General features: G+C 83.2%; 1 pseudogene. It reads right to left on the bottom strand.

The window, feature by feature from the left end:
• Positions 1 to 71: 71 nt before the first annotated feature.
• Positions 72 to 262: pseudogene (locus tag ABD323_RS37085) on the bottom strand (protease); the annotation flags it as partial.

Below are 262 nucleotides of genomic sequence, written 5' to 3'. Positions count from 1 at the left end.
CGCCCCGAACCGGTCACCGGTTCGGGGCGAGGCGTTTTCCACGGGGGCCGGCCGGGCCGGCCGACCGTCGGTCAGCGGGGCAGCGTGCCGGGTGGCCAGTAGGCGGCCGCGGCCACCGGGTGCGCGGGAGCGGGCGCGGGGCAGGGCGGGCCGTACCGCCAGGCGGGGCAGCCGTTGCGGTGCGGGGCGGCCGAGGGCGGGTCCACGGGCAGCCACTGGCCGGGCGCCGGGCGGGTCCGGCCGGGGCGCGGGACGATCGGGT

It is taken from the genome of Kitasatospora nipponensis (assembly GCF_039528135.1).
Classification (GTDB): Bacteria; Actinomycetota; Actinomycetes; order Streptomycetales; family Streptomycetaceae; genus Kitasatospora; species Kitasatospora nipponensis.
The sequence above is the reverse complement of the archived record's forward strand: the minus strand, read 5'-3'. Positions and strand labels throughout refer to the sequence as shown.